Raw genomic sequence first — 26,447 nt, 5'->3', positions numbered from 1 at the left:
TGCCCTGAAAGGCAACAGCCTCAACACTGTCGCCTTTCAGGGCATTTGGCGAAGACTCTTTACCAGTTCAACGCGATATAGGCTTTGCATAGCCTGTTCATAAATCGAGTGTCTTGTACCTCTGGGAGTACAGCACCCGGTTTTTTCTTGCTGCGCCTTTTTTTGCCCGGCGTAATGGCTTCGGTCCCGCGAATTTCCAGCTCTGCACTCCTCGCCCTCGTGGCATCGGTTTGCGGACTGAGGAACACTTCGTTGTTGACTTGACCGTCTTCTGTCAAAAAGCGGAACTTCACCTTTGTTGCGATACCGTCCGTGACGTGCCCCTCGGCAACAAGCTCCATGGATTTGCCGTTCTGATCGCCGCGATGGTTCCAGTCAAACATACGCTTTATATCGAGGCTGGCACTCGACATGAATCGTTCGATTCGACCCACCAGTTCTTCGCAATGGATGCTGTCAGCACTGAGCCTCTGCACATTGCCAAAGCGATTTATCTTCACCTCATAAACAGCGTCAACTTCGGCGCGATCATAAAAACCGACAATACGGCTTCCGACACTGACGCCACCTTCGGCCCCCTCTTGAGCAACGACTTTCATATAACGCATCTGTAACTTCCTTGTTTGAGATAAGGCTAAATAGTTCCACACGCTCCAGGGAAGTGCTGTAGGGCAATGTACTTAGAAAGAAAGGAAGCATCTCGCAACTCAGTCTGAAACAGCCAATTTCACAAGTAGGACTTCAGATAGTCGATGTGTTTTTTCCAGCCATTTTCTTGCATCACAGGCCGCAATCTCACCTTCGCCCCCGGCAGACACTGCGCCAGGCTCGCCAACGCCAAGGGCGTCAACGCTCCCAACCGGGGATAGCCACCGATGGTCTGTCGATCATTGAGCAACACGATGGGCTGCCCGTCGGGCGGCACCTGCACCGCGCCAAGAGGAATGCCCTCGGAAATCATCGGCAAGCCCTGATACTGCAACGCCGTGCCCAGCAAACGAATGCCCATGCGATCGGCGCGACTGTCCAGTGTCCAGTCACTGTTGAACACATCAAACAGACTCTGCCCGCTGAATTGACCGATCTGCGCACCCAGCACCAGATCAAGCGGCGCATTCAGCCGCAGATCCGGTCGATGCTCCAGTGGCACCTCCCGAACCAGAAAGGTTTGCCCCTGATAGCTCAGCGTCGCCCCTTTGGCCAACGGCAGGCCCATGCCATCAAGACCGCCAAGTCCCTCGCGCACAACCGTGCAATGGCTGCCAAGAACCCTGGGCGCATCAAATCCACCGGGGGCCGCCAGATAAGCCCGAGCCCCGAGCAGCGGCCGGGTGAACTGCAACGTCTGTCCTTTGTGCAATTTGAAACTGCGCCACGGCGCCAACGACTGGCCATCGATGTTCGCGCCCAGATCAGCCCCCGCCAGCGCCAGCAGGCAATCTTCTGCTGCCTGCACGGTAAATCCGCCGAGGGTAATTTCGATCACCGGCATGTCCAGATCATTGCCCAGCAGCCAATTGGCCCAGTTCATCGAGCGCCAGTCCGTCGCGCCGCCCTGAGTGACGCCCAGATGTCGCACACCAAAACGCCCAGCGTCCTGCAACAGACATAACGGCGTACTGGCTTCAATCGTCAGTCGGCTCATGCCAGTGCCTCCTGCGGGGTGTCATCACCACCCAGACGGATGAACTCGGCACGGCTCACCGCTTCGAAACGCACGGTGTCACCGGGCTGCATCAGGCTGTACCCGTCGCGATGACGGTCGAACAGTGTCGCCGGGGTGCGGCCGATCAGGTTCCAGCCGCCGGGGGACACCACCGGATACGCGGCCGTCTGGCGCTCGGCGATGCCGACGCTGCCGGCGGCGACTTTCTTGCGCGGGGTGTTCAGGCGTGGTGCGGCCAGAATGTCTTCGACCAGGCCCATGAAGGCAAACCCCGGTGCAAACCCAAGGGCGAACACCTGGTATTCCCGGGCACTGTGACGACGGATCACCTCCTCCACCGCCAGCCCGCTTCGCTCAGCGAGCAAGCTCAGTTCCGGCCCGACGCTCAAGTCGTACCAGACCGGCAGCACATGGCTCTGGCCGTCGGTTCGCACATTCGGCGAGAGGTCGATCAACGCCTCGGCAATCAATGCCCGAGCCTGATTAGGACTCAGGGCCAACAGATCGTAATGCACCATCAGTGTGGTGTAGGACGGCACCAGATCGATCAGTTGCGGGCCGAAGCCCGCACGCAAGCGCTCACTGGCGGCGAGCATCCACGGCATGTTGGCCTCGGCGATGTCATCGAACAGACGCAGCATCAGACAATCCAGCGCCACGACTTCAATCCTTGGGTTCATGACGCGCTCTGCTGGTTCAAGGCCTCGCGGATGCGTTGCACGGCAGCCACCGAGCTGGCGTTATCGCCATGCACACACAGGGTGTTGGCGTGCAGGTACAACGCGCTACCGTCGCTCGCAGTGAGGGGGCCCCCGCTGGCAATGGTCAGGGCTTGTTCAATGATTGTGTGCGCAGCGTGATGCACCGCACCCGGCAATTGCCGCGAGACCAGTTTGCCGGCGCTGTCGTAGGCGCGGTCGGCGAAGGCTTCGAACCACAGGGTCACGCCGTATTCGTCCCCGAGCTGCTGCGCTGCCGAGTTGTCACGGGAGGCCATCAACATCAATGGCAACGTCGGGTCGTAAGCGGCAACCGCCTGAATCACTGCGCGCAACTGTGCCGGGTTGGCCATCATGTCGTTGTACATCGCGCCGTGCGGTTTGACGTAACTGACCCGACCGCCCTGCGCCTTGCAAATGCCGTCGAGGGCGCCGATCTGGTAATGCAGGATGTCTTGCAGTTCCTGAACGGAATACACCATGGAGCGCCGGCCGAACCCGACCAGATCCTGATAGGCCGGGTGCGCACCGACCTGCACGCCGTGGCTCAGCGCCAGGCTAACGGTTTTGCGCATGATGCTCGGGTCGCCGGCATGAAAGCCGCAGGCCACGTTGGCGCAGTCGATGAAGGGCATGACCTCGGCGTCCAGACCCATGGTCCAGTTGCCGAAACTCTCGCCAATGTCGCAATTCAATAGCAGGCGGCTCACGGTGAACACTCCTGTAGCTTCTTGTCTTTTTATCCGTAGGACATTTGCCGATTGGGCTGTCCCCGCAGGTTATCAGTTACTGCGCATCGAGTTGCTTGCCGCGAGTCTCCGGCAAGCTCAATGCAGCAAGAATCACCACGCCGTAGGACACTGCAGCGAAGGCACCGATGCCCATGCTCAATGGCACTTTCTGGCTGAGCAGACCGATCAGCAATGGAAACAACGCCGCCAGCGCCCGGCCGATGTTGTAGCAAAAGCCCTGGCCGGAACCGCGAATCCGCGTTGGAAACAGCTCAGTGAGAAACGCGCCCATGCCGCTGAAAATCCCCGAGGCAAAGAAGCCCAGCGGGAAGCCCAGCCACAGCATCACACCATTGCTCACCGGCATCTGCGTATAGAGCAGAACGATGGTGAAAGAGCCGACGGCGAACAGAACGAAGTTCTTTTTACGGCCCAACAGGTCGGTCAGATAGGCGCTGATCACGTAACCGACATACGAGCCGACGATCACCATCGCCAGATAACCACCGGTGCCGAGCACGCTCAAACCGCGTTCATTCTTGAGAAAGGTCGGCAACCAGGACGTGATCGCGTAGTACCCACCCAGCGCACCGGTGGTCAGCAGTGAGGCGCGAATCGTGGTGAACAGCATGCCTGGCGCGAAAATCTCGTAGAACTTCGCCGGGTTTTCCGGGGTTTGTGCAGCCTTGGCCTGGCGATAAATCTCCGGATCCTTGACCAAGCGCCGAACGAAGATCACAAAAATCGCCGGGACGATGCCGAGGATGAACAGCGCCCGCCAGGCGTCTTCCGGTGGCAGTATCGAAAACAGCAGCGCATACAGAATCGCCGTCAGCCCCCACCCCAATGCCCAACCGGATTGCACCATGCCCACTGCTTTGCCGCGATCCTTGGCGCGGATCACCTCGCCGATCAACACGGCACCGGCGGTCCACTCGCCACCGAATCCAAAACCCATCAGGGTGCGGGCAATGAGCAATTGCTCGTAGTTCTGAGCGAAGCCGCAGAGGAAGGTAAAGAAGGCGAACCACAGCACCGTCAGTTGCAACGTGCGCACGCGCCCGATGCGGTCGGAAAGAATCCCGGCGACCCAACCGCCGATGGCCGAGGCGATCAGCGTGCTGGTGTGAATCAGCCCGGCTTCGCCGGTGGTGATGCCCCACATCGCAATCAGCGTCGGCACGACAAAGCTGAGCATCTGCGTGTCCATGCCGTCCAGACCGTAGCCGATCTTGCAGCTCCAGAACGTGCGACGCTCCTGTTTGTTGATGTTGCGATACCAGTCGAACGGGCCCGGACGCGCCGTTGCCGTGGGTGTATCGAGTGTGTCGGGAAGGGTATCGGGAGCACTCATGGCCAATCTCCGCAGGTTTTTTATTGGTCTTGTTCGAAGCCCCGACGACGCCTATCGTGGGAACCGGATGCGCCGATTTTTCGTCCCATGGCCCTGCTGCGTCCAACGAATAAAAACCCGCCTTAGGCATAAGAAAAATTTGTCACCCGAGCCTTGCCCATGAATCTGAAGTTTCTCGAGACCTTTGTCTGGGTCGCCCGACTGAAGAGTTTTCGCCTGACCGCCGACAAGCTTTTCACCACTCAGGCGTCGATTTCCAGCCGCATTGCGGTGCTTGAAAACGAGTTGGGGGCGAAGCTGTTTCTGCGCGATTCACGCAGGGTCAGCCTGACGCCCGAAGGCCTGAAAGTGCTCGAATATGCCGAGCAGATGCTCGACACCATGAGCGCGCTCAAGCAATCGATCGAAACCCGTTCGAGCCAGGTCGGCCGGGTGCGCATTGGCGTGATGGACACGGTCATCCACACTTGGCTCAGCCCCCTGGTGGCGCACATGACCGACCTGTATCCACGGGTGGAAATCGAGCTGGTGGCCGATACGTCGCTCAACCTCTGCGATCAGCTGCAAAAAGGCTTTCTCGATCTGATCCTGCAAACCGACCTGGTGCGTCATGAAAGCGTGCGCAGTCTGGAGCTGGCCAGCCATCCGCTGGGCTGGATCGTGGCGAGCCATTCGATCTACAACCGCGACTTCTCAAGCCTTGCGGATCTGGCCCAGGAACGGATCATCACCTACTCGAAAAACTCCCGGCCACATCAGGACGTTCTGGCGTTGATGCAGGCCAACGGCGTGCTGACGCCACGCTTGAACTGTGTGAATTCGGTGTCGGCGATCACGCGTTTGTTGCGCGATGGATTCGGCATTGGCGCGCTGCCGCCGGTGTTGGTGGCCGAAGAATTGATGCGGGGGGAATTGACCTTGCTCGCCATCGACCAACGGCCATCGAACTTGCAGGTGGTGGTGTCGTGGCGGGCGGGCGTGGATTGGGTCGAGGAGATTGTGTCGTTGTGTCAGCAGGTGCTGGCAGGGTATGCGCGCGAGATGGGCGAGCGCTACATCACATTGACTGACTGAGCAGCGAGGGGATTGATCCCCTCGCCACAGCGACTGAACCCTTACAACCCGCGCACATCGCGGTCTTCGATAGGCCGGCTCTGGCGCAGGCGCTTGCCACCGAGCACCACCCAGTCGATCAGACGGAACAGGCATTCAATGCCGAACGACAACAGCAACGCCCCGCTCATGCCCCAGATCATCGCTTGCGGGGTCAGCAGAATCTGATAGCTGTAGCCGTTCCAGGTTTCCTTGCGAATATCCGGATCGGCAGCCAGCACCACTTGCAGGAAGCGGATGTACCAAGGCCCCTGCATCGCCTGGAACTGTTTATCCAGCGCCAGTTGACGATTGAGCAACGTGCTCAGGCTGTCGGCATCGCTGCGAAACACCGGGTCGTCACTGGCGCGGTAATGAGCGACCAGCGCCTGCAAGTCGCCCTTGAAGAATTGCTGGGCCGTGCCCTGGAAACCGCGCAGGCCGGTCTGCGCCTCGATCAGATGCGCCTCGACCCGTTTCGCGTAATCGTTGATGAACCCAGGCACCTGGACACCAATCAACAGGCCCGCCGCAAACAACACCAGCCGTAGATAACTGAGCAACATGGGGTGCAATCCTTATTCGGTAGTGCCCTGGCTTACGCATTCGCCGCGTCGCCACAGGCTCCATTGGCCCGGTTCGTAGCGGGTCCAGTTTTCATTTTCGGTCAAAGGCTCGGTGGCAATCACCGTGACCACGTCGTTGGGCGTGGTTTCGGCCTGGAAATCGACGATCACATCGACATCCTTCAATCGCGCCGGGCCGAACGGTGCGCGCCGGGTGATCTGTGCCAGTTTGGTCGAGCAATAGCAGAACAGCCAGTCACCATCGCTGAGCAGGCAGTTGAACACGCCTTTGCTGCGGTAGTCGGCGCACGCGGCGACCAGGTCGGGCAACAGCACTTCTATATCGACCGGTTCCGGAAACGCTGCACGCACGCGGTTGAGCAAATCACAGAATGCCGCTTCGCTGTCGGTATCGCCGACCGGGCGGTAGAAACTGTTGATCGGGGTGAAATCGGCGAGTTGACCGTTGTGCGCAAAGCACCAGTTGCGTCCCCACAGTTCACGGACGAACGGATGGGTATTGGACAGGCAGACCTTGCCGACATTGGCCTGACGAATATGGCCGATGACCACTTCGCTTTTGATCGGATAACGCTGCACCAGATTGGCCACTTCCGACTCGCAACTGGCGGCCGGGTCCTGGAACAGACGCAAGCCACGGCCTTCATAGAACGCGATGCCCCAACCGTCACGGTGCGGGCCCGTGCGACCGCCGCGCTGCATCAGCCCGGTGAAGCTGAACACGATATCGGTCGGCACGTTGGCACTCATGCCCAGTAATTCACACATGTGCGGGCTCTCGGGTTACAGACGCGGCTCGACCCGCATGCGCTGCGGATTGCTCGGCACTGGCGCACGGCCGTAGCGATCATCACCGGCACCGCCGAACGGTTGATCATCGTCGCGGTCATCCGCGCGGGCCGCAGCGTTGGCGGCTTTGGTGGCTTCAGCCTGTTCGCGGCGAGCGCGTGAAGCACGCTCGACCGGAAAGCGGATCAGCACGAAAACCAGGTAAATGCCAAAGGCGATCATGCCGTACATGAACAGGTCGGAAATCGCCCGCCAGGCGTTGTTGCCGACCTTGAATGCCAGATCCAGCGTGGTGATGGCAATGGCCGGAGCGACCTTTTCCTTCACCGGGTCAATGATGGTCGGACTGAACAACAGCACCGCCATCAAGACACGCAGCGGCTCGCGCAGCCAGCGCCACATCCAGCGGGTCAGGCGCATCCATACCAACAGGCAGCCTACAGCGGCAAAGGCGTAGAGGCCCCAGGCGATCAGATAGTCGTTCTCGGTCATGGTGTCCATGGCAAGGCAGGCAAAGAGGCGCTTATAGTAACGACTTTTCGCGCTTCAGGCTTGTCCCAATGCCAGACGGCCAGCCGCAAACATTGTGGGAGCGAGCTTGCTCGCGAAAGCGGCGGGTCAGTCAAACAGGTGTGATCTGGCAGAACGCCTTCGCGAGCAAGCCCGCTCCCACAGGTTCTGCATTGGCTTCATGCGCTGCGCAAAACCTCATTCCGTACATTGTCCGAGAGCCATTCATGCCCGAATCCGCCAACGCCATCAGTGCCCCGATTGCCCACAAGGCCGCCGGCGCCGACCCGTATGCCTGGCTGCAGGAGCGCGACACCGACGCGGTGCTCGACTACCTCAAGGCCGAAAACGCCTGGCAAGAGACGCAAACCGCCGATCAGGCGCCACTGCGCGAAACCCTGTTCGAAGAGATCAAGGGCCGGATCCTCGAAACCGACCTGTCCCTGCCCTCGCCATGGGGGCCGTATCTGTATTACACACGCACCACCGCCGGTGACGAATACGCCCGGCACTACCGCTGCCCGCGTCCTGCCGACGACAGCCTGACCCTCGACGAAAGCCGCGAGCAACTGCTGCTCGACCCGAACGTGCTTGCCAATGGCGGGTTCTTTTCGCTTGGCGCGTTCAGCATCAGCCCCGATCACCAGCGTCTGGCCTACAGCGTCGACGCCTCGGGCGAGGAGGTTTACACGCTGTTCGTCAAGGAGTTGGCCAACGACAAGGTCAGCGAACTGGCCTTCGAGGATTGCGACGGCAGCATGACCTGGGCCAACGACAGCCTGACCTTGTTCTTCGGCGTGCTGGACGACACTCACCGCCCACACAAATTGTTCCGTTACCGCCTCGACGGCACCGCTGCCGAAGAGGTGTTCAACGAAGCAGACGGACGTTTCTTCCTGCATTGCTATCGCTCCAGCTCCGAACAGCAATTGCTGCTGTCGCTGGGCAGCAAGACCACCAGCGAAGTCTGGGCGCTGGACGCCAATCAGCCGCATCTGCCCTTCACTTGCCTGGCGCCACGGGTCGAGGATCACGAATACGATGTCGATCACGGCCTGCTCGATGGCGAGTGGACATGGTTTATCCGCACCAACCGCGACGGCATCAACTACGCCTTGTATCAGGCGCCGGACACCGGCGTCGCACCAACGGAGGCCGACTGGCAGAACCTGATCCCTCACAGCGACAGCGTGATGCTCGACGACGTGAGCCTCAACACCCAAGCCATGACCCTGAGCCTGCGCGAAGGCGGCTTGCCGATCATCGAAGTTCACCCACAGGGGCTGGCGCCTTATCGCGTGCAATTGCCGGACGCGGCCTACAGCCTCTATGTGCAAAACAGCCTGGAGTTTGAAAGTGACCGGATTCGCCTGCGTTACGAGGCGTTGAACCGTCCGGCCCAAGTGCGCCAACTGATCCTCGCGACCGGCGAGCAAACCGTGCTGAAAGAAACCCCGGTGCTCGGCCATTTCGACGCCGACGCCTACGTCAGTCAGCGTTTGTGGGCGAACGCGCCGGACGGTACGCAAGTGCCGATCAGTCTGGTGATGAAACGCGAAATGGTAGGCAAACCGGTGCCGCTGTACCTGTACGGTTACGGCGCATACGGTTCAAGCCTCGACCCGTGGTTTTCCCACGCACGCCTGAGCCTGCTCGATCGCGGCATGGCCTTCGCCATCGCCCATGTGCGCGGCGGCGGTGAGCTGGGCGAAGCCTGGTATCGCGCCGGCAAGCAAGCACACAAACACAACACTTTCAGTGATTTCATTGCTTGCGCCGAGTTCCTGATTCTCAACGGCATCACCACGGCGCAAAAACTGGCGATCAGCGGTGGCAGCGCCGGTGGCCTGTTGATTGGCGCCGTGCTCAACCAGCGTCCGGATCTGTTCGGCGTGGCAATTGCCGAGGTACCGTTCGTCGACGTGCTCAATACCATGCTCGACCCGGATCTGCCGCTGACCGTCACCGAATACGACGAGTGGGGCAACCCCGAAGAGCCGGACGTCTATGAACGCATCAAGGCTTACGCACCGTACGAAAACGTCGCCGCGCAGGACTACCCGGCGACGCTGGTGATCGCCGGCTACAACGACAGCCGCGTGCAGTACTGGGAAGCGGCCAAGTGGGTGGCGAAGCTGCGCGCGACCAAAACCGACAACAACCCGCTGCTGCTAAAGACAGAGTTGGGCGCCGGGCACGGTGGCATGAGCGGGCGTTACCAGGGATTACGTGACGTAGCACTCGAATATGCATTTGTCTTCAAGGTTTTGGGGCTGGCCTGAGGAACTCCGTCGGTCACTTGGGTCTTAACTACAGACCCCGGCTGTCGATAACACACAAAACCCTGTGGGGGCTGGCCCGCCCCCACAGGGTTCGTGTAACGCCGAGCCCATGTGAAAACAAAAAGATCGCCAAGACATGTCAGAACCGACTTTACTGAACAACGAAATCCGCGACTGGCTGATGGACTGCGGTCTGTTCGATCAGTTGCAACTGGCAGACTTCGCCGCCGCCTCCGGCTACTTCAGCATCAGCACGGTGGCCGAGGGCGAAGCCATCTTCCGCGAGGGCGATGCTGGCAGCTTCATGTGCATCCTCCACACCGGCCAGGTGGCCGTGCAGAAAACCGGCCCCGACGGCCAGACCATCACCATGGCCACCCTGCGCAGCGGCCGGGCATTCGGCGAAATGGCTGTGCTCGACGGCGAACGGCGCTCGGCGACCTGCATCGCGGCGAGCAACTGTCAGTTGCTCAACCTGGGCAAAGACTCGCTGGAGAAAATGCTCAACGATGCGCCGAAAATCGCCGCCAAGATCATCCGCGCCCTCGCTGTCTCCCTCTCCAAACGCCTGCGCATGGCCGACGGTCAACTGGCGGCGCAACAGGTCTAACCGCCGGGAGATTTGGCTTTGGTGCCGGTCGGTTCAATGCCCGGCACCGCTTGATCCTTGCTCGGCGGACTTGGCATTTCGATCGGCACCAACGGCGGGCTGCCACTGCCGGCGCCAGACTTGGGGATGTTGATCGGCGTGATCTGCGGATAGGGTGTTGGCGTTGCGGTGCCGGGCGAACCCGGTTGTGGCATTGGGCTGACCGCAATGGTCTGCTGCGCCTGCACGGCACTAATCGAGAGCGCGGCCAGGGCAATGACCGTTAGAATGGTGCGCTTCATCAAGGGCTCCGTTGGCCTTAGTCTGCGCTCAGGCTACTCCCAACGGGCCTGCTTGCCTTCCCCCTTGTAGAGATTTCCATGAAACGTTTCGTTCTGCTCGACACCACGCCGATCCCTGAAAACGGCGGTGCCCTGTGCCTGTTCGAATATGGCGAGGATTTCGTCATCAAGATTCAGGGCGGCGATGGCGGGCAATTGATGAACACGCGCATGCACGGTTCAGAAGATGCGCTGGCCGAGATCCCTTGCTGCAAGGTCGCCGGCCGACCGGATTCGCGGGTGCTGATCGGCGGGCTGGGCATGGGTTTCACCCTCGCCTCGGCGCTCAAGCACTTGGGCAAGAGCGCTGAAGTGATGGTCGCTGAACTGGTACCGGGCGTGGTCGAATGGAATCGTGGGCCGCTCGGTGAAAAATCCGGCCGTCCCCTGCTCGACCCGCGCACAGTGATCCGTCAGGACGATGTCGCCAAGGTGTTGCAAAGCGAACCCAATGGCTTCGACGCGATCATGCTCGACGTCGACAACGGCCCCGAAGGCTTGACGCAGAAGGCCAACAGTTGGCTGTACTCCGCCGCCGGGCTCAATGCGTGCGCCAAGGCCCTGCGCACCAAAGGCGTGCTGGCGGTGTGGTCGGCCAGCGCCGATCGGCAGTTTTCCGACAAATTGAAGAAGGCCGGTTTCAAGGCTGAGGAAGTGCAGGTCTTCGCCCACGGCAACAAGGGCACCCGCCATACGATCTGGATTGCCGAGAAGCTCAAGGGCTGAGCTAAACTACGAACATAACCGTCATCCGTCTTTCTACAAAGGTGAACCCATGAGTTCGTCCACTCCAACCAACACGTCGAAGCTGGATCGCATCCTCGCCGACAACCAGCGCGACAAGGAAATGGGCTACCGCGACAAGGCCCTGAAAATGTACCCGCACGTCTGCGGTCGCTGTACCCGTGAGTTTTCCGGCAAGCGTCTGAGCGAACTGACCGTTCATCATCGTGACCACAACCACGACAACAACCCGCAGGACGGTTCGAACTGGGAGTTGCTGTGCCTGTACTGCCACGACAACGAACACTCGCGTTACACCGACCAGCAATATTTCAGCGAAGGCTCGCTGAGCACGCCGAAGATTGCCAAAGCGACGCATAACCCGTTTGCCGCCCTGGCCGGGTTGATGAAAAAAGAAGACTAAAGATCTTCATTGGCCTGACGGGCCTCTTCGCGAGCAAGCCCGCTCCCACATTGGTTTTGTGTACGACGTCGATCCAATGCGGGAGCGCGTTTGCTCGCGAAGGCGCCCGCCCAGGTACCGCCAATCCATGACCTGACCACAACCACCCAATCCCCGTATAATCGCCCTCTTTTTCCCGAAGGCTCCCCGCTCGTGGCAGACAAACGTTACAGCTGCATTGGTTTGTACAACCCCAAATCACCGGAGAACGTCGGTTCGGTGATGCGCGCCGCGGGCTGTTATGGCGTGTCGACCGTGTTCTACACCGGCAAGCGTTATGATCGCGCCGCCGACTTCGTCACCGACACCAAACGCGTGCACTACGACATCCCGTTGATCGGCATCGATGATCTGAAAAAAATCCTGCCGCTCAACTGCGTGCCCGTCGCCGTGGAACTGGTCGACGGCGCTCGCCCGCTGCCGGAATACACCCATCCGGATCGCGCGCTTTACATCTTCGGCCCTGAAGACGGCTCGCTGGATAAAGAGATCCGCGACTGGTGCGAAGACGTCGTGTACATCCCGACCACCGGTTGCATGAACCTCGCTGCCACGGTCAACGTCGTGCTCTACGACCGCATGGCCAAGGGCCTGAACACCCGCTCCGGGCCGAAATTCCGCTAAAACGTCGCCTATCCGATGGAACAAGCTGTCCGCCCGCGCAGTCAGCTTGTTTATCCACTACCCAATGCCTGGAGAAAGATCATGACCGAGCTCAAACGCGTCGAACGTATCGAATCCACCCCGTTTCAGAGCCGTTCCGAACAGAACGTCGAAGGCTGGGAGCGTATCGGCTCGCTGGCCGGCGGCGTGATCATGGTCGGCAAAGGCCTGCGCCGTGGCGGCGTTTTCGGTTTGATTCAAGTAGCGATCGGCGGTGTGGCCATGGCTCGGGGGATTACCGGGCACAGTTCGGTGAAAAGCCTGTACGAGAAAAGCCGTCAGGACATCAATAACGTGCGGGCCAGGATCGAGCGTGCCGGGGACGAATTGAGCAAGCTGAAGGCCAATGCCGAGGCCGCGACCAGCACGGCGACGGTGACTGGCAATGAGTCGGTGAAATCGCCGAAAGCCGGGGTTTGAATCCTTAATTTGTTGTGAGGCTGATGGCCTCCTCGCGAGCAAGCCCGCGCCCACATTTGATCTGCGTCGAACACAAAACCAATGTGCGAGCGGGCTTGCTCGTGAAGGCGGTATTACTGAAGCAACGCGGTATCAAGAACTTTGGAAGACTCGCCCAGAACACGCTCGGCCAGTTGCACAAACTCCTGGGTACTCACCGTCCCCAGATGCATCGCGCCCCGCAACACTTCATCCAGCGAACGCTTGTTGCGCGTCTTCAAGCGAATCTCGCCATCGAGCTCCTGCAACATCACCACTGCCCTTGAAACCTGCGCCGGGCTGATCTGTTCGCCGCGCAGCGTCGTGACCTTTGCGCCATCCCTGGCCAATTTCGCCTGCAAACTCTGATAGCGCTCATCGCTCATGCCGCCAGCACGGCGCACCAGTTCGATCGCGTAAAACTCGGCAAACCCTTCGCTGATCCAGTCGCTGCGCTGCTCGTCATTGATCCGAGCGAACACCTGAGCCAACTCACGCACCAGCGCGCTGCTGCCACTCTCGCTGACCAACGGCAAACGCGTGTTGAGATAGATCGACTCGTGCGCGCCCAGGCTGCCGCGCCACATCGGGTCGCTGGCGCCGACGATCAACAGCTTGGCCGGATGACGCGGATACAGCGCCTGCACCTGCGGCCAGACAAACGTCAACAACGTCAGCACGTCCATGCGGCGCATCCCCTGCCCTTGCGGCGAGGCCACGGTGACTTCGGTTTCACCTAACCGGGTGCGACGGCTGCCGAGGTGGCCGGCCAGCATCCAACCGGTCGGGCGGTCGAACAAGCGTGAGGGATTGTCGATGCGGAATTTGTTTTTGCCGATGCGTGGCCACGCGGTTTCGATGCTTTTCCAGCCGTCGGGCAACTCAAATTGAAGGCGCGAAACCAGTTCGGTGCCGTCCTGTTGATCCAGCTTGGCCGTCGGCACCAAATCGTCACCGCGCATCAATGCCCACGTTGACGTCATGCGCGTGTCGAAGCTGCCGTTCCTGTGACCGTGGCTGATGCGCACGCGATAGGTCAGGCTGGCCTTTTCGCTCGCCGGACGCCAGACACCGCGCGCCTGCTTGCCCGGCGTCAGTTGCCATTGGCCATCGGCCTTGAAGTCGCTGTAATGGCTGCCATCGCCGAGGTCAAAATCGAGGCTGCGCACAACGGCGCCCTTGGCCAGGGTCAAACGCACTTCAGCCTGATCGCTTTTGGGCAACAAGCGCACGTGATAATCCAGGTCGACTTTCTTCGCCGCCCACACCGGCGCACTCAGCGCCAGCAGCCCGGCGATCAACGCCCGCCGCAATCCCACAGCCATACACACTCCTTGTTGAAACTTGAATCCGTGGGCGCTTAGCCGGCCCGGAAAATCAGGTGATCTTCCCAGTCGTCTTCCGGCACGCTGCCTTCGGCGAGCATGCGCCCGGATTGGGAAATCCGCTCGTGGTGCACTGCCTCGCGATCACCGCACACCAGGTGATGCCATAACGGCAGATCCTTGCCCTCGCTGACCAGCCGATAACCGCAGGTCGGCGGCAACCATTTGAACGCTTCGGCCTGCCCCGGCGTGAGCTGGATGCAGTCCGGGACAAACTTGATGCGATTCGGATAATCGCTGCACTGGCAGGTTTTCAGATCCAGCAGTTTGCAGGCGATGCGCGTGTAATAGACGCTGTTGTCTTCCTCATCCTCAAGCTTTTGCAGGCAGCACAGGCCACAGCCGTCGCACAGCGATTCCCATTCCTCGTGATCCAGTTGATCGAGGGTTTTGCGTTTCCAGAACGGTTCGACTTTGGCGGCCATGGCTCAAGCATCAACATCAGGTGGTGAAAAGGCCGCCAGTCTAGTGCCAGCGGGCTTGCGGGCCAAGCGCTGGCGACTGTCGGTAAAACGCGCTTGTCAGCCCAAGCGCCGCCCAGTAGGGTTTTGCCTCGCTTCTTTTAAAAACGTGTCCAGGAATTTCTTGATGAGTGCCAACCCTCGCGTTGCCGATTACGCCATTCACCCGCAATTCACCGATCGCTGGTCGCCCCGCGCCTTTACCGGCGAAGCGATCCCGGAAGAAACCCTGCTGAGCTTTTTCGAAGCCGCACGCTGGGCGCCGTCGGCCTACAACTCGCAGCCATGGCGTTTTCTCTATGCGCGTCGCGATACGCCGAACTGGGAGCGGTATCTGGGCCTGCTCAACGAATTCAACCGCAGTTGGGCGCAACATGCCTCGGCGCTGGTGATCGTCATGTCCAAAACCACCTTCGCCGTACCGGGCGCCACTGAAGAAACCCCTGCGCTGTGGAGCACCTTCGATACGGGCTCGGCGTGGGGCCATCTGGCGCTGCAAGCGAGCATCAGCGGTTGGCACACCCATGGCATGGCCGGTTTTGATCAGGAACTGACCCGCCAGGAGCTGAACATTCCAGAAGGTTACGCACTGCACGCCGCCGTGGCGGTGGGCAAGCTGGGGGACAAGGCGACCCTGGCCGATTACCTGCAAGCACGCGAGGAGCCTAGCCCCCGTCGTCCGCTGAGCGAACTGGCGGCTGAAGGCGACTTCACCCTCTAAGCCACACCACAAAAAAACAGTGGGAGCAGGCCAGCTCACGAAGAGGGTGTGTCAGTCAACGTTTCTGATGACTGACACACCGCTTTCGCGAGCAAGCCCGCTCCCACTATTGGATCGGGAAAACTCAATAACCGCGGCTGAAATCCACTTCCCCGCGCAACGCCTCACCGGCCTGATACGCCCGCAGGTTGTCGACAAACAACTGCACCATCAACGCAGGTGACGTCGGCGCCGAGCTGTGGCCGGTCAGCAACAAGCCCCACGCCGTCCAGAATGGATGACGTTGCGGCAACGGCTCCTGCCGGCAGACGTCGATCACCGCGCCCGCCAGATGCCCTTCCTTCAGGGCCTCCACCAGATCCGCATCGACCACCGCGACACCGCGCCCGGCATTGATGAACAACCCGGTCGATTTGAATTGCTTGAACAGCGCCGCGTCGTAGACATCGTGGGTGTGTTCGGTGTTGGGCAACAGGTTGACCACGTAATCCACTTCGCCCACCAGACGTGGCAAATCGGCCATCGAGCCGACTTCGACAAACGGTGCCTGCTCCCGTGCACTGCTGGCGATACCGTACAACTCGACGCCAAACGGCCGCAGGAACTGCGCCACGCTCAGGCCGATGTCGCCGGTGCCGACGATCAGCACCTTGCGTCCGACCAGACTCTGGCCCGTGCGGTTGTCCCACTTGCGCTCGACCTGGCTGACCAGACGTGCCAACACTTCGCGTTCGTGGCCGAGCATGTAAGTCAGTACGTATTCGGCCATCACCTGACCAAAAATCCCCACCGCGCGGGTCAGGCGGTAATCACGGCGCAAGCCATCAGCCAGCAGTGGCGTGATACCGGCCCAGGTCGATTGCAGCCATTGGGGTTGATGGCCCTGACGCAACAGGGTCGCCAGCAGATCCGGCTGCCCCAGCCAAACCGGACAATCGGTGGCCTGACGAGCCAGTTCAGCGGAGTCGCCGCTGGTCAGTACTTCGAGCTCCGGCGCTGCCTGACGCAGCAGCCGGGCGTATATCGCGTGGTCGTGTTCAGCAATCAGAACGCGCATCTTCAAACCTTTCGCAAACCGTGCAGACAACCGCCGTATTTCGGGCGGTCATCGCGGTAAAAACAGTTCCAGGGTTACCAGAGGCCCAGAACAGGGCCCCGCCAATCAGATCGGGTCGTTGCGTCGCAGCAACTCTTCAGGCAAATGTTCGATGTACTCATCCTCAGCCGGCGGCATTTGCAGGTGATAGCCCTGCTTTTCGAGGTTTTCCAGGACCACAACGATGTCTTCACTGGCCAGTTTTCGCTCGGGCGACAGCACCAGATCGAAAGCATGTCTGGCTTTGCCGAAGGCCAGCATCAGCGCTTCGGGCACTTGTTCAAGTGCATCGCTTTTGAGCACATAAAGGTACATGCCGCTGCGCTTGGAGCTTTGGTAAATGGAACAAATACGTTTCAAGGCTGTTCTCCGGCGGTGGCCAGGCTGTCGAGCAGCTTCTGACCCATGAGTTCGCGGCGCCAGCCACGCAGCGACTCAGGTAATTGGTAAGGACCCTCGGGGAAACCGCTCTTGAGCAGTGCTTCGAGGGTTTTCTTGCGCAGCATCAGTTCTGGCGCGATGTTCAGCCGTTCGGCTTCGGCCTGACCGAGCGCGCGCAATTGCTTGATCAACGTAGCCGCTTCGATCGGCAACGGTTCCGGCACCGCAGGCGGCCATTGATCGGGGCCCACACTGCCAGAGCGCTTGATCAGATCAAGTAGAAATTCGCCGTCCTGACGCACGGTACGCGGGTGCATGTCTTCGATCTTGCCCAGCGCACTCAAAGAGTCCGGTTGCGTACGGGCCAGCGGCCACAGCGAATGCTCACGCACAACGCGGTTGCGCGGCAGGTCTCGGGCGCGGGCTTCGCGCTCGCGCCAGGCACACAGTTCACGCAGCACGGCCAGTTGTGCGCGGGACAGTTTCCACGCCAGTTTGGCCTCGCGATACACCTCGTATGGGTCGGTTTCCCGACGCAGGTTGGCAACCAGCTCGGCGCCGTCCTCCAGAACCCAGTTGAATTTGTCGTCAGACAGTTTCGGACGCAGCTGTACGAATACCTCCGCCAGATGCACGGCATCTTCGGCGGCATAGCTGATTTGTGTCTCGGACAACGGTCGCTGCAACCAATCGGAGCGGGTTTCGCCTTTGGGCAGTTCGATGCCGAGCACGGCCTGCACGAGCCGCGAGTAGCCCATCGAGAAACCGAGGTTCAAGTAAGCCGCGGCCAGTTGGGTATCGAACAGCGGCGCCGGCATGCTGCCGGTCAGGCGCAACAGGACTTCGAGGTCTTCGCTGCACGCGTGCAGAACCTTGAGTACCGCCGGATTTTCCAGTAACGCGGCCAGCGGTTGCCAGGCGTTGATGGTCAACGGGTCAATCAGGTAGGCGCGCTTGCCGTCACCCACCTGCAACAGGCCGGCAATCGGGTAGAAGGTGTCGACCCGCATGAATTCGGTGTCGAGGGCCACGAAAGGCAGTTGCTGCCACTCGGCGCAAAATTGCGCGAGGCTTTCGTTGTCGCGAATCCAGTGAATATCGATGGCCACACGGCTCTCCCTTGAAGAATGGCGCGCAGTATATATCGCCACTGGCGATTTACGCGCCTGCGAAGGACAAGAGCTGTAACGAAATGTCCTGCCAAACAGCAAGAATAGTCTGATAGGGCAAACAGGCAGGCCCGTCGTATCAGGACAACGGGCCCGAAACGGCTCAGTCCTTGGCCAACACGCCATCAATCCCTGCGCCACGGCAACCGGCAAACATGTCCAGGCCCGGCTGATAAACCTTGCTGCGTACTTCAAGCAAGCCGAGCATCGAGTGAAACAGGTTGTCCTGACTCAACGGTTTGTCTCGGTTCATTTGCAGGCAGTGAGTATCGACCGAATAAGCCTTCTGATAACTGTCAGAGAACCACGCCAGCATCGCCACATGTTTCTGTTGCTCCGGCGCCAGCATGTAAGGCGTACCGTGCAGGAACAAATTGTATTCGCCCAATGACTCGCCGTGATCCGACAGGTACAACATGGCGGTATCAACCTTGTCCTGATTGGCGCGCAGTACATCGATCAGGCTCGACAACACATGGTCGGTGTAAACCAGCGTGTTGTCGTAACCATTGACGATACTTTCTCGGCTGCAATTGTTCAGCGCGTTACTTTCACAGACGGGTGTGAAGTGTTCGTATTCCTTCGGATAGCGCTTGAAGTATTCCGGGCCATGACTGCCCATCTGGTGCAAGACAAGCACAGTGTCCTTGTCCAGATGGTCGATAAAGCCTTGCAGACCTTGCAGCAGGATTTCATCACGGCATTCGCTGTTGGCGCACAGCGCCGGGTCTTTGAGGTTGCTGACATCCTGCAGCGTGACCCGATCGCAAGTGCCTTTGCAGCCAGACTGGTTATCGCGCCAGATCACATCGATACCGGCACGCTTGAGCACGTCGAGCAGGCCCTCTTCGTTCTTGGCCTTGCTGGCGTCGTAATCCTTGCGGTCCATGTTGGAAAACATGCACGGCACCGAGACCGCCGTTTCAGTGCCGCAGGAATGTACGTCGGTGAACGCGATCAGCCCCGCTTCCTTGTCCAGTTTTGGCGTGGTGTCACGGTTATAACCCAGGATGCCGAAGTTCTGCGCCCGGGCACTTTCCCCCACGACCAGCACGGTCAGGGATTTGCGTGGCTGTACTTTCAAGTCCGGATTACGTTGGGCGTCCTCGCCGATCTTGACGAACGGCTGATGCGCCGACGCCACCTGTTCACGCAGGTAACCGGCCGTCGCGCCAATGTAGTTGCTCGGCACCAGCATCAAGTGCAATTCATGATGATTGCGAAACAGCGAGGACAACCCCTGATAGTTGGCCAGTGCAACCCCACCGATCACGGCAGCCGATACGAAACTGACAACAACTTTGCTGAACAACTCGCGATGCCAGCGACGATAGTTGACCGGCACTTTCCACAACAACCAGGAAGGCAACACACCAAGAAACAACAAGTAAGCAAACAACTTCAACGACAGCAGATCACGAACTTCCGTGGCATTGGTTTCGGCGAAGTTACGAAGCATACCCGCATCAATCATGACGCCATACTGACTCATGAAATAAGCCACACCGGCACTGATCAAGAACATCAGTGTCAGAATCGGCTTGAGCAGCGGACGAAAGGCGAGAAAGGTCAGCACGATGTTGAACGCGGCAAGGATCATCACGCCAAAAGCCACGCGCATGGCAACGCCGTTGCCATCTGCGGCAGTGATCTCGACCAGGTGCTGCCAGAGCACAAAATTGAAACCGATCAACAGAAAGGCACTGGCAATCAACGTCACCCACTCCGGGCGCACGGAATTCAACTTCAACATAGTGGTGGGTTATTCCTGAAAAGAAGAGCCCCGGTTAGTTGTGAAAAATTCATTAACCAAGGCCTGCAAAACTGTAGACAGGCATCCATCAATTTTTCGTGAAAAAGTCGCCAACGATTAGTTAGGGCTTGGTAATAAGTCGAAATCCGAAAAATATTTGAGAGTGCTTCAGGCTTGCTCCAGTTTTTGGCCTGCCCCCCATCCCTGTGCAAGCGAGCATGCCCGCGCCCACGGAGGGGGATTCGCGGTTATCGAATATTTAAATACAGCAGCGGATTTTCTGGTTTGCCCGCACCGAGTGGCCACGCGCCTAATCCTCAGCCCTGATATCAAAGGCCTGACGATGGAACACATCCGCACCACCTCCCGCCCCGCCGTCGGGCTAATGCTCGCGATCATTCTGGTCGCTCTCAATCTGCGACCATCGATGGCAGCCGTCGGGCCACTGCTTTCGGCGATTCGCGGCGACATCCCGTTGAGTTTCAGCCTTGCATCGTTGCTGACCATGTTGCCGGTGACGGCCATGGGCTTGGCGATGTTTTTCGGCATCGGTATCAGTCAGCGCCTGGGTGAACAGCGTACGGTGCTGTTGTCGCTGCTGATCATTGCTCTGGCGACGCTGTCACGGCTGTTTATCGACTCGGCTGGCGAACTGATTGTCAGCGCCATGTTGGCGGGCATCGGCATCGCGTTGATTCAGGCGTTGATGCCGGCGCTGATCAAATCGCGCTTCGCCGACAACGTGGCGCTGTGCATGGGCTTGTATGTCACCTCGATCATGGGCGGCGCGGCGATTGCGGCCTCATTCGCGCCACTGGTGAGGGTACAAACCGGTAGCTGGCGCCTGGGCTTGGCCATTTGGGCGGCGCTGGCGCTGCTGGCGTTCGTGTTCTGGTGGTCGCAACGCAGGTCACTGCCAAACACCCTGACGGGGGCGGCGAGGAAAGAAGCGTTTTTCTCCAATGCTCGCGCCTGGTTACTCGCAATCTTCTTCGGTCTGGGAACAGCGTCCTACACCTGTGTGCTCGCTTGGCTGGCGCCGTACTACGTGGAAAAAGGCTGGAGCGAACAAAACGCAGGGCTGTTGTTAGGTTTTCTGACCGCCATGGAGGTCATTTCCGGACTCATAGTCCCGGCTATCGCCAATCGCAGCCGTGATCGGCGCGGGGTACTGATGGCACTGCTCGGCCTGATCATCGCCGGCTTTTGCGGGCTGATCCTCAGCCCGCAACACCTCAGCCTGCTGTGGCCGTGCCTGTTGGGCCTGGGCATCGGCGGGTTGTTTCCGATGAGCCTGATCGTCGCCCTCGACCACCTCGACAACCCGAAGCGCGCCGGCGGCCTCACCGCCTTCGTGCAAGGCATTGGTTATCTGATTGCCGGCCTCTCACCATTACTGGCCGGGATGGTCCGCGATCAACTGGGCAGCTTCGAATGGGCCTGGGGGACGCTGACGGCCATGATGGTCGTCATGCTGCTGATGGTGTTGCGTTTCGATCCCCGGCATTACCAACGACATGTCCGCTGACCGCAAACCCGCAGTAACTGAAGGCTTCTGGCCATGTTTTAGCGCTTTGTCGGGCGACGTCGTGTTGCTAAAACTTTCTGTCCCACAACTGTCCGTGAAATATCCTACAGGGCTTTCTCCTGGCACCATCGTTCCGCTAGGATCGTTCGCACACGTTTGCGCGGATTCAGCGCAAGGAGCACAGCGAGATAGAACGGATGCTGAACAGTAACTTGCTTCGAAAGCTCGACATGCAGGATCTCATGGTGTTTATCGCCGTGTATGAGCAGAACAGCGTCACCGATGTATCGGAAACACTGTTTGTCAGCCAGTCCACCGTCAGTTATTGCCTGAAAAAACTGCGCACCAGTTTCGAAGACGAACTGTTCATCAACACACGCACCGGCATGCGTCCGACCTACAAGGCCTGCACCATGTACGGCCATGTACAGAAGATTCTCGAGAGCATCAATCTGTGCCACGCCGGCGCCCCGGTGTTCGATCCAACCCAGCAAGCGGTCACCTTCAACATCTGTGCCCCGGAATACTTCGAACAACTGATCCTGCCGCGTTTATTGAAACGCTTCGACTTCAATGATTTGCCGGTGATGGTCAACATGCACAAGTTTGAAACCGATGTGCCAGCGGATGAGCTGCGCGACGGCAGCCTCGATCTTGTGATCAGCTTCGGCCCCAACTTCCACCGCAACCACGCTGACCTGAAGTCTCGGATGCTGCTGGAAGATGATTTGGTCTGCGTCTTCGACAAGCGCGCCACACCACTGGAACCGCGCCTGAGCTTGCAGGCCTTCACCGAACGCCGGCATGTGTTCCCCACACCCTGGACCTCCACCACCAACATGGTCGACGGCTGGCTCGCGCGACAGGCACAGAAACGCCAGATTGTGGCGCGCTCGAACAGCTACAGTGCTGCGTTGAAATTGATCACCGGCACCGACTTCATCCTCACTCTGCCCCGGCGTATTCAGCGTTTACTGACCAACGAAGCCGTGTTTAACCACTGCGAGGCGCCCAACGGCTTGCCGGGGTTCACGCTCGACATGCAGTGGAGCCAGAACGTCGATCAGGACAGCGCCAACGTCTGGCTCCGCGAGCAGATAATCCAGGTGTGCAGTGAGCTGGAAGCGGCCTGACGCTTACATGCCAATAGCGGTTTTACTGTAGGAATCACGGTCGATATCGAGCAGTTCAACGCACAACTGCACCTCAATGTCGGCAGGCCATTCGCAAAGTTCTTGCAACACCGTCAGCAGGCTTTGCGAAAGCTGTTTCTTGATCTCCGGCGAACGGCCGCTGAGCAGGGCCAGCTTCACATGCACGAAAGCACGCTCGCCCATGGCGGTGCCAACCTTGAAGGTTTCCACTTTCACCGCACGGCTCTTGATATCGAACTCCGCCGCGAACTGACCGGAACCCACCAAGGTGTTGTTGAGCCGGATCAAAGCGACGTCAGCGTTCAGTTGCGGCAGGTTGGCGGTGTATTCCATGTGCAGGTGTGGCATCGGGGTACTCCAGTCGGGCGGCAGAAAGGCCGTACATATAACACAGCTGCGCCCTACTCCCTTGAGGCTTTTTCTGACACCACGGGTGACGATGTCTGACGTAGCGCCAAGGTTTCCCAGGCAGCGACCACGATCACGATCGTCGTGGTCAGCGCGCCCAGTTGCAACGCTGAAAACCAGTGATTCAACGCCAATGGGAAGGACAGCATCAGCAGAACCAGCCCGGCCAGATGCGACAAAGGGGGCAGCAACCGGTCGGCCATGACCCATTTGAACAGCGCATTGCCGAGCAGAAACAACCACGGTCCGGCAATGATCGCGAGGATACCGGCGTCGCTGGCGTGATCCGGGTGCACCAGCACCAGCTCATCGGCCACGGCACTGACGATCACCCCGGCAACGATCAGCACATGCAGATAGGTGTAAGCGATCCGCGCCTGGCGCCCAGGATCAGTGGAATGAGCGATGCGATGGTGCGCGCGTTCGGCGCCGCTGTCGAAATACACCCACCACATGGCGATACTGCCCAGCACCGAGACGAGAAAGGCGAGCAATCCGCCCGCACTCAGCGGTAATTCGGCAAACGTCGCACCGGTCACCAGCAACGACTCACCCAGGGCAATGATCACAAACAAGCCACAGCGCTCGGCCATGTGATTGCCTTCGACGTTCCAGTCGCTCAGCGACGAACGCCCAAGGCCCGGCACCCAGAAATATAGCGACGGCGAAATCAGCTCGATCAACAAAGCCGCCGACCAGCACCACAGGCGTTGCTCTGCCTCGACAAACGCCCCGGCCATCCAGAAAACCCCGGACAGCATCAGCCAGACGAGGATGCGCTGAAAGTTGCGGGTCATGCTCAGCGATTCGCCGCGCACCGCCCAAATGGCAAACAGCGTGCGCCCGACCTGCATGAACACAAACGCTGCGGCGAACATCAAACCGCGTTCGGTGAATGCCTTGGGAATGGCCGATGAGAGCAACAAACCGGCAATCATCAGGCCAAACAACCCGAGGCGGATCGGCAGTTTTTCCGGGTCGAGCCAATTGGTGATCCAGGACGTGAAGATCCACACCCACCACACCGCGACCATCAACAACGCTACCTGCACCGCGCCGAGAATCGACAAATGGGCGAGCAGGGAATGCGACAACTGGGTTACGGCGAACACGAACACCAGATCGAAAAACAGCTCGACCATGCCAACCTTGCCACTGTCGAGACTGCCGCGCCCACGCAGCAACGTACGGGTGATGCTCATGGCACAGTTCTCCGCCGGATTCATACGTCACAGCAAAGCAGGCAGACTTCCTCCCGGCAAGTTGAACAACGCCCGTCAGGGTCGTGTCGCGCGTTTTAGAGCGGTGTCGGGGGGCGCTCGCTCATCAAGGCTTCGAGCCGCGAACGCAACCAGCGCTCTGCCGGGTCGCTGTCGACGTGGCTGAGCCAGACCATCGACAGGTCGAGTGTCGGCGTCTTGAACGGGAACGGTTCCTTGAACAGCAACCCGGAGGTGGCCATGGCGGCGGCGGCGTAATCCGGCAGGCTGGCAATAAGGTCCGTGCCGGCCAACAGTGCCGGCAGCGCGCTGTATTGCGGCACCGACAGCACCACCTGACGGGTACGGCCAAGCTCTGCCAGCCACTCGTCGGCGAAACCACTGACGTTGGCGGTGTGGGACACCAGGACGTGGGGACGTGCGCAATATTCATCGAGGGTCAGCGGCGTACCGCAGGCGTCGGCACGCAGGATGCTCGGTTGAATGTGCCGCAGCAGTTTGCGTTTGGCGTTGGCCGGCAGGCCACGGGTCTGACTGATACCGACCGTGATATCGCCGGCGGCCAGCAGATCGGGGATTCGCCAATAGTCGACGTGTTGCACCACGAACACCACGTTCGGTGCTTCCTGACGCAAAGCACGCAACGCCGGCGGCAACAGGCCGAACTCGACGTCATCAGACAGGCCGATGCGGAACGTCATGGTACTGACCGCAGGATCGAAATCACGGGTCAGGCTCAATGCCACTGACAACGAATCCAGCGCCGGTTTGAGGTGACGAAAGATATCTTCAGCACGGGCCGTCGGCTCCATGCGGTGCCCGACACGAATGAACAACGGATCGTTGAGCATCGTGCGCAAACGGTTGAGCGCCGAACTGATGGTCGGCTGACCGAGAAACAGCTTCTCCGCCGCACGGGTCACGTTGCGCTCGAGCATCAAGGTTTCGAAGACCACCATCAGGTTGATGTCTGCCTTGCGTAGTTCATTGCGATTCATTCACTGCCCCCGCTCCCCGGAATACGGGCAGTGTAGAAAGGCCTGGGGCTCGGCGTCCATCAACCTTTGCCGACCTCACTGGACCTTCTGTGTTTTCACCCTCAGCCCATGACCTGTGCGTCACCGTTCAGTCCCGTATGTCGTGGACGGGAACGTCGTTCAAATACACATTGCAGCTCTTCGCCAAGCGACCATTCTCAACGTACTAAACATGCCCCCTTCAGAAACATCCGCGAACGATTGGAAACAAATGTCCGATAGCCAAAAAACCCGTCTGCGCTAGGCTTGCGACCATGCGTCAAAAAGGCTGTCGCACAAATAAATCGCATGGAGCGAACTGAATGTATTTCGAGATTTACAGACAATCCAAAGGCACCCCGAGCACCGGCAAAGGGCAATGGCGCTGGAGGCTGCGCGCAGGCAATCACGAAACCATCGCCAGTGGTGAGTCTTATGTGAACAAGGCCGATTGTTTGCATGTAATCGAGTTGATCAAAGGAGCAACAGGGGAGACGCCGGTGAAGGAGATTTAACCGCGAGAGTGAATGAGCGACTGCGTCCTACAACCTTTTCCTTTTTTGTTCGAACGACTGGCGGGCCGTCTTTACGTCCCTACGCTCAGTGACGTATGGGGCCATCCGGCCCTGTTTCTCCACATCATTTGAACCCAAAAGGAGCCGCACAATGGCTAGAGACAAAGCGAAAGACGACAAGTACTTCAACTGCACCCAAGAACATGAGGCCGACTACGTCGCCAGCCTCTACCCGCACGCCAAAGAAGAAGTCAAAACCTTCCTGGCTTCGGCATGCCAGGACAACACGCTGCATAACTCAACGCACAAGGAAGTTTATGAGCTGATCAAACAGGAGCTAGGGCACTCGCTGTCGTGAGTGGCTGAGTGCGGGGAGCGGTAGCTCCTGCAAAAATGAAAAGGCCCCACAGGTTTGATCCTGTGAGGCCTTTCCATGTTCGGTGTCTCGTCCTGAATAAGGTTTACACCTTCTGGCTTCTTATCAGGAGGGTGCAATGGATACGGGCGCAAAACGTAGTCAGCGCGATTACACGCTGACTTTTAAATTGTCAGTTGTCGACCAAGTAGAAAAAGGCGAGTTGAGTTATAAAGAGGCTCAACGGCGCTACGGGATCCAGGGCCGGTCGACGGTGTTGGTTTGGTTACGCAAGCATGGTCGACAAGATTGGAGCCAAGGCGCCTCCATCCGTACCC

31 protein-coding genes are annotated in these 26,447 nt (G+C 59.3%); 13 read left to right on the top strand and 18 right to left on the bottom strand.

From position 1 onward, the window contains the following. Nucleotides 1–59: 59 nt before the first annotated feature. The 5 genes from AACY02_RS05230 to AACY02_RS05210 form a co-directional block, all read right to left on the bottom strand. Nucleotides 60–608 (bottom strand): hypothetical protein, encoded by a 549-nt coding sequence (locus AACY02_RS05230; RefSeq protein WP_339431044.1) that lies wholly within the window; start codon nt 606–608, stop codon nt 60–62. A 119-nt stretch (nt 609–727) separates the two neighbouring features. Next, a complete protein-coding gene (locus AACY02_RS05225; RefSeq protein ID WP_339431043.1) occupies nt 728–1,645 on the bottom strand; it encodes a 5-oxoprolinase subunit C family protein in 918 nt (305 codons plus the stop codon). After that, nucleotides 1,642–2,346 carry a 5-oxoprolinase subunit PxpB gene (gene pxpB / locus AACY02_RS05220; RefSeq protein WP_339431042.1) on the bottom strand — a complete coding sequence of 235 codons (705 nt, stop codon included), beginning with the start codon at nt 2,344–2,346 and terminating at the stop codon, nt 1,642–1,644. The genes AACY02_RS05225 and pxpB overlap by 4 nt, the downstream gene beginning before the upstream one ends. Further along, complete coding sequence (locus tag AACY02_RS05215; protein WP_339431041.1) at nt 2,343–3,095, bottom strand: 5-oxoprolinase subunit PxpA; 753 nt, start codon at nt 3,093–3,095, stop codon at nt 2,343–2,345. The genes pxpB and AACY02_RS05215 overlap by 4 nt, the downstream gene beginning before the upstream one ends. Before the next feature lie 76 nt (nt 3,096–3,171). Continuing rightward, nucleotides 3,172–4,470, bottom strand: coding sequence for an MFS transporter (locus AACY02_RS05210; RefSeq protein WP_339431040.1), 1,299 nt, complete (start codon nt 4,468–4,470; stop codon nt 3,172–3,174). Nucleotides 4,471–4,629: 159 nt separating this feature from the next. On the opposite strand from AACY02_RS05210, the gene AACY02_RS05205 reads away from it, so the two are divergent. Further along, the gene (locus tag AACY02_RS05205; protein WP_339431039.1) at nt 4,630–5,544 is read left to right on the top strand and encodes a LysR family transcriptional regulator; all 915 of its coding nucleotides are present in this window, start codon (nt 4,630–4,632) and stop codon (nt 5,542–5,544) included. A 41-nt stretch (nt 5,545–5,585) separates the two neighbouring features. On the opposite strand, the gene AACY02_RS05200 is transcribed toward AACY02_RS05205, so the two are convergent. The 3 genes from AACY02_RS05200 to AACY02_RS05190 are packed head-to-tail and all read right to left on the bottom strand — an operon-like array spanning nt 5,586 to nt 7,439. Next, nucleotides 5,586–6,128 carry a DUF2937 family protein gene (locus AACY02_RS05200; RefSeq protein ID WP_339431038.1) on the bottom strand — a complete coding sequence of 181 codons (543 nt, stop codon included), beginning with the start codon at nt 6,126–6,128 and terminating at the stop codon, nt 5,586–5,588. A 12-nt stretch (nt 6,129–6,140) separates the two neighbouring features. Then, nucleotides 6,141–6,917, bottom strand: a complete 777-nt coding sequence (locus AACY02_RS05195; protein WP_339431037.1) for a class II glutamine amidotransferase — start codon at nt 6,915–6,917, stop codon at nt 6,141–6,143. Nucleotides 6,918–6,932: 15 nt separating this feature from the next. Beyond that, nucleotides 6,933–7,439 (bottom strand): MFS transporter, encoded by a 507-nt coding sequence (locus AACY02_RS05190; RefSeq protein ID WP_339431036.1) that lies wholly within the window; start codon nt 7,437–7,439, stop codon nt 6,933–6,935. A gap of 236 nt (nt 7,440–7,675) precedes the next feature. On the opposite strand from AACY02_RS05190, the gene AACY02_RS05185 reads away from it, so the two are divergent. Both AACY02_RS05185 and AACY02_RS05180 read left to right on the top strand, forming a co-directional pair. Further along, nucleotides 7,676–9,730, top strand: a complete 2,055-nt coding sequence (locus AACY02_RS05185) for a S9 family peptidase (RefSeq protein ID WP_339431035.1) — start codon at nt 7,676–7,678, stop codon at nt 9,728–9,730. A gap of 136 nt (nt 9,731–9,866) precedes the next feature. Further along, nucleotides 9,867–10,340, top strand: coding sequence for a cyclic nucleotide-binding domain-containing protein (locus AACY02_RS05180; RefSeq protein WP_339431034.1), 474 nt, complete (start codon nt 9,867–9,869; stop codon nt 10,338–10,340). Here the strand turns inward: AACY02_RS05180 and AACY02_RS05175 are convergent. Further along, nucleotides 10,337–10,621, bottom strand: coding sequence for a hypothetical protein (locus AACY02_RS05175; RefSeq protein WP_339431033.1), 285 nt, complete (start codon nt 10,619–10,621; stop codon nt 10,337–10,339). The genes AACY02_RS05180 and AACY02_RS05175 overlap by 4 nt on opposite strands. 78 nt (nt 10,622–10,699) lie before the next feature. On the opposite strand from AACY02_RS05175, the gene AACY02_RS05170 reads away from it, so the two are divergent. The 4 genes from AACY02_RS05170 (at nt 10,700) to AACY02_RS05155 (ending at nt 12,929) form a co-directional block, all read left to right on the top strand. Continuing rightward, nucleotides 10,700–11,386 (top strand): spermidine synthase, encoded by a 687-nt coding sequence (locus tag AACY02_RS05170; protein WP_339431032.1) that lies wholly within the window; start codon nt 10,700–10,702, stop codon nt 11,384–11,386. A gap of 49 nt (nt 11,387–11,435) precedes the next feature. Continuing rightward, nucleotides 11,436–11,807, top strand: a complete 372-nt coding sequence (locus tag AACY02_RS05165; RefSeq protein WP_007911336.1) for a YajD family HNH nuclease — start codon at nt 11,436–11,438, stop codon at nt 11,805–11,807. A gap of 192 nt (nt 11,808–11,999) precedes the next feature. Then, on the top strand, nt 12,000–12,470 hold the full coding sequence (locus AACY02_RS05160; protein WP_339431031.1) for an RNA methyltransferase: 471 nt from the start codon (nt 12,000–12,002) through the stop codon (nt 12,468–12,470). A gap of 81 nt (nt 12,471–12,551) precedes the next feature. Then, nucleotides 12,552–12,929, top strand: coding sequence for a YgaP family membrane protein (locus tag AACY02_RS05155; protein WP_339431030.1), 378 nt, complete (start codon nt 12,552–12,554; stop codon nt 12,927–12,929). 113 nt (nt 12,930–13,042) lie between these two features. Here the strand turns inward: AACY02_RS05155 and AACY02_RS05150 are convergent, their stop codons facing one another. Together AACY02_RS05150 and AACY02_RS05145 are read right to left on the bottom strand one after the other, a co-directional pair. Beyond that, entirely contained in the window at nt 13,043–14,272 is a 1,230-nt protein-coding gene (locus tag AACY02_RS05150) for a hypothetical protein (protein WP_339431029.1), read from the bottom strand. A gap of 35 nt (nt 14,273–14,307) precedes the next feature. Beyond that, nucleotides 14,308–14,757, bottom strand: coding sequence for a YcgN family cysteine cluster protein (locus AACY02_RS05145; protein ID WP_339431028.1), 450 nt, complete (start codon nt 14,755–14,757; stop codon nt 14,308–14,310). A 163-nt stretch (nt 14,758–14,920) separates the two neighbouring features. Between AACY02_RS05145 and AACY02_RS05140 the strand changes: the two genes are divergently transcribed. Then, entirely contained in the window at nt 14,921–15,514 is a 594-nt protein-coding gene (locus AACY02_RS05140) for a nitroreductase family protein (RefSeq protein WP_339431027.1), read from the top strand. Nucleotides 15,515–15,638: 124 nt separating this feature from the next. Here AACY02_RS05140 and AACY02_RS05135 read toward each other — a convergent pair whose 3' ends face one another. From AACY02_RS05135 to AACY02_RS05120, 4 genes are all read right to left on the bottom strand, one after another. Then, nucleotides 15,639–16,571, bottom strand: coding sequence for a D-2-hydroxyacid dehydrogenase (locus tag AACY02_RS05135; RefSeq protein WP_339431026.1), 933 nt, complete (start codon nt 16,569–16,571; stop codon nt 15,639–15,641). 105 nt (nt 16,572–16,676) lie between these two features. Continuing rightward, nucleotides 16,677–16,970, bottom strand: coding sequence for a YcgL domain-containing protein (locus tag AACY02_RS05130; protein WP_339431025.1), 294 nt, complete (start codon nt 16,968–16,970; stop codon nt 16,677–16,679). Continuing rightward, on the bottom strand, nt 16,967–18,100 hold the full coding sequence (gene rnd / locus AACY02_RS05125; protein WP_221729391.1) for a ribonuclease D: 1,134 nt from the start codon (nt 18,098–18,100) through the stop codon (nt 16,967–16,969). The genes AACY02_RS05130 and rnd overlap by 4 nt, the downstream gene beginning before the upstream one ends. A gap of 163 nt (nt 18,101–18,263) precedes the next feature. Next, nucleotides 18,264–19,913: a phosphoethanolamine transferase gene (locus tag AACY02_RS05120; RefSeq protein WP_339431024.1), complete on the bottom strand. Its 1,650-nt coding sequence runs from the start codon at nt 19,911–19,913 to the stop codon at nt 18,264–18,266. A 343-nt stretch (nt 19,914–20,256) separates the two neighbouring features. Between AACY02_RS05120 and AACY02_RS05115 the strand changes: the two genes are divergently transcribed. Both AACY02_RS05115 and AACY02_RS05110 read left to right on the top strand, forming a co-directional pair. After that, complete coding sequence (locus tag AACY02_RS05115; RefSeq protein WP_339431266.1) at nt 20,257–21,441, top strand: cyanate transporter; 1,185 nt, start codon at nt 20,257–20,259, stop codon at nt 21,439–21,441. Nucleotides 21,442–21,638: 197 nt separating this feature from the next. Continuing rightward, nucleotides 21,639–22,574 carry a LysR family transcriptional regulator gene (locus AACY02_RS05110; RefSeq protein ID WP_339431023.1) on the top strand — a complete coding sequence of 312 codons (936 nt, stop codon included), beginning with the start codon at nt 21,639–21,641 and terminating at the stop codon, nt 22,572–22,574. Between the two features lie 3 nt (nt 22,575–22,577). Here AACY02_RS05110 and AACY02_RS05105 read toward each other — a convergent pair whose 3' ends face one another. The 3 genes from AACY02_RS05105 to AACY02_RS05095 form a co-directional block, all read right to left on the bottom strand. Further along, the gene (locus AACY02_RS05105; RefSeq protein WP_339431022.1) at nt 22,578–22,943 is read right to left on the bottom strand and encodes a 5-carboxymethyl-2-hydroxymuconate Delta-isomerase; all 366 of its coding nucleotides are present in this window, start codon (nt 22,941–22,943) and stop codon (nt 22,578–22,580) included. Nucleotides 22,944–22,996: 53 nt separating this feature from the next. Further along, nucleotides 22,997–24,205, bottom strand: a complete 1,209-nt coding sequence (locus AACY02_RS05100; protein WP_339431021.1) for a low temperature requirement protein A — start codon at nt 24,203–24,205, stop codon at nt 22,997–22,999. A 95-nt stretch (nt 24,206–24,300) separates the two neighbouring features. Further along, the gene (locus AACY02_RS05095; protein ID WP_339431020.1) at nt 24,301–25,221 is read right to left on the bottom strand and encodes a LysR family transcriptional regulator; all 921 of its coding nucleotides are present in this window, start codon (nt 25,219–25,221) and stop codon (nt 24,301–24,303) included. Nucleotides 25,222–25,562: 341 nt separating this feature from the next. Here AACY02_RS05095 and AACY02_RS05090 point away from each other — a divergent pair, with 341 nt between their 5' ends. The 3 genes from AACY02_RS05090 to AACY02_RS05080 all read left to right on the top strand — a co-directional run. Continuing rightward, nucleotides 25,563–25,754, top strand: a complete 192-nt coding sequence (locus tag AACY02_RS05090) for a YegP family protein (protein WP_221729401.1) — start codon at nt 25,563–25,565, stop codon at nt 25,752–25,754. Between the two features lie 151 nt (nt 25,755–25,905). Then, complete coding sequence (locus AACY02_RS05085) at nt 25,906–26,112, top strand: hypothetical protein (RefSeq protein ID WP_339431019.1); 207 nt, start codon at nt 25,906–25,908, stop codon at nt 26,110–26,112. A gap of 136 nt (nt 26,113–26,248) precedes the next feature. Next, nucleotides 26,249–26,447 (top strand): helix-turn-helix domain-containing protein (locus tag AACY02_RS05080; RefSeq protein WP_339431018.1); only part of this gene is annotated, 199 nt, incomplete at its 3' end.

It is taken from the genome of Pseudomonas sp. EA_65y_Pfl2_P78 (assembly GCF_963970495.1).
GTDB lineage: Bacteria > Pseudomonadota > Gammaproteobacteria > Pseudomonadales > Pseudomonadaceae > Aquipseudomonas > Aquipseudomonas baetica_A.
This window is presented reverse-complemented; position numbering and strand designations above follow the sequence as displayed.

Bases quoted from the DNA above. Each gene is read 5' to 3' on its own strand.
- AACY02_RS05230 (WP_339431044.1), bottom strand. From the start codon at position 608: ATGCGTTATATGAAAGTCGTTGCTCAAGAGGGGGCCGAAGGTGGCGTC.
- AACY02_RS05225 (WP_339431043.1), bottom strand. From the start codon at position 1,645: ATGAGCCGACTGACGATTGAAGCCAGTACGCCGTTATGTCTGTTGCAG.
- pxpB (WP_339431042.1), bottom strand. From the start codon at position 2,346: ATGAACCCAAGGATTGAAGTCGTGGCGCTGGATTGTCTGATGCTGCGT.
- AACY02_RS05210 (WP_339431040.1), bottom strand. From the start codon at position 4,470: ATGAGTGCTCCCGATACCCTTCCCGACACACTCGATACACCCACGGCA.
- AACY02_RS05205 (WP_339431039.1), top strand. From the start codon at position 4,630: ATGAATCTGAAGTTTCTCGAGACCTTTGTCTGGGTCGCCCGACTGAAG.
- AACY02_RS05200 (WP_339431038.1), bottom strand. From the start codon at position 6,128: ATGTTGCTCAGTTATCTACGGCTGGTGTTGTTTGCGGCGGGCCTGTTG.
- AACY02_RS05195 (WP_339431037.1), bottom strand. From the start codon at position 6,917: ATGTGTGAATTACTGGGCATGAGTGCCAACGTGCCGACCGATATCGTG.
- AACY02_RS05190 (WP_339431036.1), bottom strand. From the start codon at position 7,439: ATGGACACCATGACCGAGAACGACTATCTGATCGCCTGGGGCCTCTAC.
- AACY02_RS05185 (WP_339431035.1), top strand. From the start codon at position 7,676: ATGCCCGAATCCGCCAACGCCATCAGTGCCCCGATTGCCCACAAGGCC.
- AACY02_RS05180 (WP_339431034.1), top strand. From the start codon at position 9,867: ATGTCAGAACCGACTTTACTGAACAACGAAATCCGCGACTGGCTGATG.
- AACY02_RS05175 (WP_339431033.1), bottom strand. From the start codon at position 10,621: ATGAAGCGCACCATTCTAACGGTCATTGCCCTGGCCGCGCTCTCGATT.
- AACY02_RS05170 (WP_339431032.1), top strand. From the start codon at position 10,700: ATGAAACGTTTCGTTCTGCTCGACACCACGCCGATCCCTGAAAACGGC.
- AACY02_RS05165 (WP_007911336.1), top strand. From the start codon at position 11,436: ATGAGTTCGTCCACTCCAACCAACACGTCGAAGCTGGATCGCATCCTC.
- AACY02_RS05155 (WP_339431030.1), top strand. From the start codon at position 12,552: ATGACCGAGCTCAAACGCGTCGAACGTATCGAATCCACCCCGTTTCAG.
- AACY02_RS05150 (WP_339431029.1), bottom strand. From the start codon at position 14,272: ATGGCTGTGGGATTGCGGCGGGCGTTGATCGCCGGGCTGCTGGCGCTG.
- AACY02_RS05145 (WP_339431028.1), bottom strand. From the start codon at position 14,757: ATGGCCGCCAAAGTCGAACCGTTCTGGAAACGCAAAACCCTCGATCAA.
- AACY02_RS05140 (WP_339431027.1), top strand. From the start codon at position 14,921: ATGAGTGCCAACCCTCGCGTTGCCGATTACGCCATTCACCCGCAATTC.
- AACY02_RS05135 (WP_339431026.1), bottom strand. From the start codon at position 16,571: ATGCGCGTTCTGATTGCTGAACACGACCACGCGATATACGCCCGGCTG.
- AACY02_RS05120 (WP_339431024.1), bottom strand. From the start codon at position 19,913: ATGTTGAAGTTGAATTCCGTGCGCCCGGAGTGGGTGACGTTGATTGCC.
- AACY02_RS05115 (WP_339431266.1), top strand. From the start codon at position 20,257: ATGGAACACATCCGCACCACCTCCCGCCCCGCCGTCGGGCTAATGCTC.
- AACY02_RS05110 (WP_339431023.1), top strand. From the start codon at position 21,639: ATGCTGAACAGTAACTTGCTTCGAAAGCTCGACATGCAGGATCTCATG.
- AACY02_RS05105 (WP_339431022.1), bottom strand. From the start codon at position 22,943: ATGCCACACCTGCACATGGAATACACCGCCAACCTGCCGCAACTGAAC.
- AACY02_RS05100 (WP_339431021.1), bottom strand. From the start codon at position 24,205: ATGAGCATCACCCGTACGTTGCTGCGTGGGCGCGGCAGTCTCGACAGT.
- AACY02_RS05095 (WP_339431020.1), bottom strand. From the start codon at position 25,221: ATGAATCGCAATGAACTACGCAAGGCAGACATCAACCTGATGGTGGTC.
- AACY02_RS05090 (WP_221729401.1), top strand. From the start codon at position 25,563: ATGTATTTCGAGATTTACAGACAATCCAAAGGCACCCCGAGCACCGGC.
- AACY02_RS05085 (WP_339431019.1), top strand. From the start codon at position 25,906: ATGGCTAGAGACAAAGCGAAAGACGACAAGTACTTCAACTGCACCCAA.